6 protein-coding genes are annotated in these 6,047 nt (G+C 73.8%); 1 reads left to right on the plus strand and 5 read right to left on the minus strand.

Translation table 11 applies throughout. The annotated features are described in order from the left end of the window. Nucleotides 1-11 precede the first annotated feature (11 nt). On the minus strand, nucleotides 12-275 hold the full coding sequence (locus ACFXAZ_RS11550) for a hypothetical protein (RefSeq protein ID WP_384587970.1): 264 nt from the start codon (nucleotides 273-275) through the stop codon (nucleotides 12-14). Nucleotides 276-561: 286 nt separating this feature from the next. Between ACFXAZ_RS11550 and ACFXAZ_RS11555 the strand changes: the two genes are divergently transcribed. Further along, nucleotides 562-1,911 carry a helix-turn-helix domain-containing protein gene (locus tag ACFXAZ_RS11555; RefSeq protein WP_384587973.1) on the plus strand — a complete coding sequence of 450 codons (1,350 nt, stop codon included), beginning with the start codon at nucleotides 562-564 and terminating at the stop codon, nucleotides 1,909-1,911. Between the two features lie 69 nt (nucleotides 1,912-1,980). Here ACFXAZ_RS11555 and ACFXAZ_RS11560 read toward each other — a convergent pair whose 3' ends face one another. From ACFXAZ_RS11560 to ACFXAZ_RS11575, 4 genes are all read right to left on the minus strand, one after another. Then, nucleotides 1,981-2,802, minus strand: coding sequence for a hypothetical protein (locus tag ACFXAZ_RS11560; RefSeq protein ID WP_384587977.1), 822 nt, complete (start codon nucleotides 2,800-2,802; stop codon nucleotides 1,981-1,983). A 154-nt stretch (nucleotides 2,803-2,956) separates the two neighbouring features. Beyond that, nucleotides 2,957-3,919, minus strand: a complete 963-nt coding sequence (locus ACFXAZ_RS11565) for a nucleoside hydrolase (RefSeq protein WP_384587980.1) — start codon at nucleotides 3,917-3,919, stop codon at nucleotides 2,957-2,959. Nucleotides 3,920-3,961: 42 nt separating this feature from the next. Next, nucleotides 3,962-5,236 (minus strand): threonine--tRNA ligase, encoded by a 1,275-nt coding sequence (thrS, locus tag ACFXAZ_RS11570; RefSeq protein ID WP_384587983.1) that lies wholly within the window; start codon nucleotides 5,234-5,236, stop codon nucleotides 3,962-3,964. 222 nt (nucleotides 5,237-5,458) lie between these two features. Continuing rightward, entirely contained in the window at nucleotides 5,459-5,926 is a 468-nt protein-coding gene (locus ACFXAZ_RS11575; RefSeq protein WP_384587986.1) for a GNAT family N-acetyltransferase, read from the minus strand. Nucleotides 5,927-6,047 lie beyond the last annotated feature (121 nt).

A 6,047-nucleotide genomic window follows, 5' to 3' on the forward strand; every position in this document is an offset into this window, starting at 1 on the left:
CAGCCTGAAGGTCAAGCGATGTCCTCGGTGTCCTCGGTGTCCTCGACGTCCGTGAGCGGTCCGTGCCGGCTCACCAGCCAGGTGATGGCGGTCGGTTTCCAGGGCCGTACCGACCGGGTCACCCGGTCCCCGTCCGGTGTCGCCTCCGGTGTCGCCTTCGCCGGTCCCGCGTTCGCGGCGGTGACCAGGGCGGCGGCGGCCAGCAGGGCCGCGGTCAGGGCGCGGGTGTAGCGGGCGGGAGGGCGTCCGTCGCGGGCGGATGGCGGTCCGGGCACGGGAACCTCGCAGGGGGGGTGGCACTGGGGGGTGGCGGCACCGAGGGTGACAGCGGCCGGTTAAGCCCCCTTAATGCCGTTCCTAACCTAGGGCCTGCGGAGGGTCAACCGGAAGGGGAACATGGGGAGTTACCCCATAACTCCGGTGTCCCGGAAGGCATAGCGCCGATGCCCGGACGCCGTATCGCGACGCGCTGCCCGCGACGTATCGCGACGCGCCTCCCGCCACCCCCGGACGATCTCAAGTGCCTTATAGATAACTGGACTTACTGGCATGATTAAACGTATGGCGAACCGCGACGACCCCGAGACCATCGGGCGCAGGGTGCAGCGGCTGCGCCACGAACGCGGGCTGACCCAGCGGCAGTTGGCCGAGCCCGCCTACACGCCCGCCTACATCTCCACCCTGGAGGCGGGCCGGGTCCGCCCCTCCGACGAGGCGCTGCGGCATCTGGCCGGGCGGCTCGGCGTCGGCTTCGACGAACTGGCCACCGGCCGCCCCGCCCGCCTCGCCACCGATCTGCGGCTCCGGCTGACCGAGGCCCAGCGCACGCTCGCCACCGGCGCCGCCGAGGAGGCCGCCGAGCAGTACCTGGCGCTGCTCGCCGAGGCCGGGGCGCACGCGCTGACCGCCGAGCAGGCCACCGCGCTGCTCGGGCTCGGCGAGTGCGGCCTGGACACCGGCGACATAGTGGCCGCCCGGCGCCACTTCGAGCGCGCGGAGCAGGTGCTCACCGACGCCGATCAGCCGCTGCCCGCCCGGGTGCCCGCACTGCGCGGCCGGGCGATCTCCCACTACCTCGCGGGCGAACTGCGCTACGCCGTGTACCTCCTGGAGTCCACCCTCGACGAGCTGAACCGCGGCGGACTGCACGACCCGGACGCGCTGCTGCTGCTCTACGCCAGTGTGATCGGCCCGTACATGGACCTGGGCGCCCACGCGCGGGCCGCCAAGGCCGCCGAGTTCGCGCTGGCGGTCGCCCCGCAGGCCGGGGACCCGGCGCTGGTCGCCCGGATGCACCGGCAGGTGGCCCGCACCCTGCTCGCCGAGGGCCGGATCGCCGAGGCCGACGCCTCGCTCGCCAAGGCCGCGGAGATGTACCGCCAGCTCCAGCTCCGTACCGAACTCGCCAACTGCCACTGGATGCGCGGGTACGTGTGCGCGCAGAACGGCGAACTGGAGCGGGCGGAGGGCGAGTTGCGCGAGGCGCTGACCATGCTGTCGGCCACCCGGGCCGCGCTGTACCGCAGCCAGGCCGCCGTGGAGCTGGCGGATGTGCTGCACCGGCGCGGCAAGTCCGGGGAGGCGGCGGCGCTGCTGCGCGAGGTGCTCGGCGATCTCTCCTCCGAGCGCGGTGCCGTGCACGCCGCCGCCGCGCACCGGCTGCTCGGCATCATCGCCGAGGACGCCCGGGACACCGAGGCCGCCGAGGAGCACTACGTCCGCGCCCTCAGCCTGCTGGAACGCGCGGGCGCGGCCGGTGACCTCGCCGACCTGTGCCGGATGCTGGGCGATCTGCTGCGCCGCACGGGCCGGGTGGAGGCGGCACTGGACGCGTACCGGACGGGGCTGGGACACCGTACGGCGCCGGGGACGACGACGCTGGGCCCGGCACCGGCACAGCCGCCGGTGTGACGGGTGCGCCTGCGCTGGCGGGCCCGCCCCTGACGCCGGGTGCGCCCTCGATGCTGGACCTGGGGGGCGTCACACCTGGACCCGCCCCTGCTTGCGCACCTGCGTGAGCCGTTCCGCGCCCAGTTCCACCGCCGTCCAGGTGCTGTCGTCGAGGATGTCGCCGAGGCCGCCGTTGGTGACGGTCAGGGCGTCGTCGCCGACGCGGACGGCGGCCACGTCGAGGGTGAGGGTGACCGGCTCACCGCCCTCGCCCTCATCCCCTTCTCCGCCCCGGGTCAACGTGACCCGCAGGCCCTGCCGGGCATCGCCCGCCTCCGGCAGGGGCGCGTCGGCGACCGTCACCACGACCGGTTCGCGGCGCGGCCCGACCGCCTTGAACGTGCCGCAGGTGCGCGGCAGCCCCTTCAGCCACGCCAGTGCGCGGTCCACGTCGCCCGGGGGCCGGGTGCTGATCTGGTAGCGGAGCTGGGCTTCGTCGTACTCGTCGTCCAGCCCGATCGCCGCCCGCGCGGGGCTGCCGAGCAGATCATCGGCGTACAGCGCGTCGAGCAGCCGGTGGCAGTCCGGGGTGGTCGCGGTCGCCTTGAGGAACCCGTCCCGCCAGGTCGCCGCGCCCTGGGTCGGCGTCCACGGCTCCCCCAGGTCCGCGTCCGTGACCAGCGCGGCCTGGGCCTGGGCGTCGGTCAGCGCGGGGGTGGTGGCCGGTGCGGCGGGACTGGCGGAGGGCTTGGGCGCGGACGGCCGTGCCGCCGGGGCGCTGGTCAGATACGGGCGGGGCGGCGCGGTCTCCTGATACGCGCAGCCGCTCGCCACCAGCAGGATGGTCGTGCCGAGCGCGGCGCCGAGGATGAGCGGGGCGACGGGGAGCCGGACGGGCGGGACACGGTTCATCGGGGGTGCCTCCAGGGGTTCCGGTTCCTGCCCTGTGCCAGTTCCGGTTCCTGTCCACGGCACCATCACCCCCGCCCGCCCACCAGCGAGCCCGGTCCGTCCGGGTGAGGGAGGCGTCCGCCGAGGGCCGAAGGACTCCAGGGGTGTCCTACCCTCACCCCTCCACGGCCGTCAGATACAGCTCGACGTACCGCCGCACATCCACCTCCAGCGCCACATCCACCAGCGCCTGCTCCCGCTCACCCTCGTGGAGTTCGGACTCGCCGTGCCGGGTGCGCAGATCGACGATCGTCTGGCCCCGGGTGGGGCCGGGGGCGAGGGCGATCTCGACCGGGAGCCGCCGGGTGGTGAGCCCGCCCGGGTCGGCGACCGCGAGCACCGCCCCCGCGTCACCGAGCCCGCCCGCCGGGTCGTCGCCGTCGGGGTCCGGGGCGGAGGGACGGTGGGCGAGGAGTTGTCCGGCGAGCCGCGCACCCGGCTCCGCGCTGGCCCGCAACCGCCGCACGTCCTCCCCCGGCACGACGACCCGCATGAACACATCGAGCCCGTACATGGTGATCGGCACCCCGGCGGTGAGCAGGATCGCGGCGGCCTCCGGGTCGTGCCAGACATTGAACTCGGCGACGGGGGTGGCGTTCCCGGCGGCCACCGCGCCGCCCATCCACACGATCCGCTCGATGTTGCGCACGACCTCCGGGTGGGTGCGCAGCAGCAGGGCGATGTTGGTGAGCGGGGCGGTGGGGATGAGGGTGACGGGCCGGGGTGAGGCGAGGATCTCGCGCCGCAGCAGACCGATCGCGTCGATGTCGGCGGGGGTACGGGTGGGCGCGGGCAGCCCGAGATCGCCCATCCCGTCCGCCCCGTGCACATGCTGTGCCGAGCGGGCGGCCTCGATCAGCGGGCGGGCGGCGCCGCGCGCCACCGGGATGTCGGGGGCACCGGCCTGTTCGAGGACGGTGAGGGTGTTGCGCACCACCCCGTCGACGTCGGTGTTCCCGGCGACGCAGGTCACCGCCCGCAGGTCCAGGCCCGGGTGGCGGACGGCGAACAGCAGCGCGAGGGCGTCGTCGACGCCGGTGTCACAGTCGATGATCACCGGGATGGGCTGACCGGTCACGCGGACTCCTTCACTGCGGGCCCGGGCGGGCCGCTGGGCGGACTACGACATCCTGTCCCACAGCCCGGTGCCGCGTGCGGCCACCTGTGCGCCGATCCCGCGCAGCAACTCCCCTTCGGGCAACGGCTCGGACCGCCGCCCGTCCCGCAATCGCGGGGCGACCAGCCCCTCGGCTGCCTCCCGCGCGCCGATGACGGCCTGGTACGGCACCAGGTGCGCCGCCCGGATCCGGGCGCCGAGACTGCCGTCGCCGGGCCCGGCGAGTTCGGCGCGGAGCCCGAGCCGACCGGCCTCCGCCACGAGCCGCACACCCTGCTCGACCTGCCCCTCGCTCACCGGCAGCACGACGAGCTGCACCGGCGCGAGCCAGACGGGAAGGGCTCCGCCGTGCACCTCCAGCAGGTGCGCGACGGCGCGTTCGACACTGCCGATGACACTGCGGTGCACCATGACCGGCCGGTGTTTGCCGCCGTCGGCGCCGATGTAATGGAGATCGAACCGGGCGGGCTGATGAAAGTCGATCTGCACGGTGGAGAGGGTGGACTCACGTCCGGCGCGGTCGGCGATCTGGACGTCGATCTTGGGCCCGTAGAAGGCGGCCTCCCCTTCGACGGCGTCGTACGGAATCCCGTCGAGGACGGTTTCCAGCAGCGAGGTGGCCTGCCGCCAGAGCGCGGGATCGGCGACGTACTTGCCCCCTGGCCCGGGCAGCGAGAGCCGGTGCCGTACGGCGCGGATGCCGAGGTCGGTGTAGGCGCGGGCGATCAGTTCGAGTGCCGCCCTGGCCTCGGCGGCGGCCTGTTCCGGGGTGCAGAAGATGTGCGCGTCGTTGAGGGTGATGGCGCGGACCCGGGTGAGGCCGCCGAGCACGCCGGACAGCTCGGAGCGGAACATGCCGCCGATCTCGGCGATGCGCAGGGGCAGTTCGCGGTAACTGTGGGAGCGGGAGCGGTAGATCAGGGCGTGGTGCGGGCAGAGGCTGGGCCGCAGTACGAGGTCCTCGGCGCCGAGCCGCATGGGCGGGTACATGTCCTCGCTGTAGTGCGCCCAGTGCCCGGAGATCTCGTACAGCTCGCGTTTGCCGAGCACGGGTGAGTAGACATGCCGGTACCCGGCCGCGCGCTCGATCTCCCGGACGTACTCCTCCAGGGTGTGCCGGACGATCGCCCCGTCCGGGAGCCAGTAGGGGAGCCCGGCGCCGATGAGGGGGTCGGTGTCGAAGATGCCGAGCCGGCGGCCCAGGCGACGGTGATCGTGGGGGTCGGGGTGACCCTGCGGGTGCTCCTTGTCCACGTCCATGTGGGGGGCTGCGTCCATGTCGGGCTCCTGTTCCTTCGGTACGTGGAGCGAGCGCCCGGGAACGACGAAGCCCCGGGGCACTCGCCCCGGGGCTTCGGACACTGGATCAGCGGTCAGCACACCGGGACGGACTCCGGCGTCGTCGTCAGAACGGCTGGCTGAACCTGCTGCATGGTGACGACGGTACGGGGGGAGCGGGGGGTCGGCAAATGGGTTTCCGGGGGTGCGGCCGGGGTCGGGTCAGGGTTCCGGCGTCCAGCGCAAGGTCATGTCGGGCAGGCCCTCCATGTTCCGGTGGCCGTCGCTGGTGTCGAGGACCGTGAAGCCGTGGCGGTCGTAGAACGCGCGGGCGTCGGTGTTCTGCTGGAAGACGTGCAGGGACACCCCGTCGGGGCTGTGCCGTCCGACCTGGTCGAGCAGGAGGGTGCCGATGCCCCGGCGGCGGACCTCCGGTCGCAGATAGAGGTGTTCGAGCATGTCTCCGTCAAGGGCGGCATAGCCGAGGATCTCTCCGTCGCCCACCGCCACCCACGTCCGGCACGACGGCAGCAGGACATCCCCGACCCACCGGGTGACCTGGTCGTGGCTGCGCTGCTGCGGGGGCAGATACGGCATGGTCGCCACCCGGGACGTCATGTGGACGCGGGCGATCGCCGCCGCGTCGGCCGCGTCCGCGCGTCTGATGTCCGTCACGCCGGTATCGCTCACGGCAGGAACCTACCGAGCCGGCCGGCCACCCGGCAGAACAGGGCGCGGGGCGGCCGGCAAACGCGGCGCGGCGCTCGCGCGGTGGGGGGGCGGGACACCACGAGCCCGGGGGCGAGGCCCC

Source organism: Streptomyces sp. NPDC059477 (genome assembly GCF_042749375.1).
Classification (GTDB): domain Bacteria; phylum Actinomycetota; class Actinomycetes; order Streptomycetales; family Streptomycetaceae; genus Streptomyces.

What these genes read in the sequence shown, in the direction of transcription:
- ACFXAZ_RS11555 (WP_384587973.1), top strand. Translation starts at nt 562, where the DNA reads ATGGCGAACCGCGACGACCCCGAGACCATCGGGCGCAGGGTGCAGCGG.
- ACFXAZ_RS11560 (WP_384587977.1), bottom strand. Translation starts at nt 2,802, where the DNA reads ATGAACCGTGTCCCGCCCGTCCGGCTCCCCGTCGCCCCGCTCATCCTC.
- thrS (WP_384587983.1), bottom strand. Translation starts at nt 5,236, where the DNA reads ATGGACGCAGCCCCCCACATGGACGTGGACAAGGAGCACCCGCAGGGT.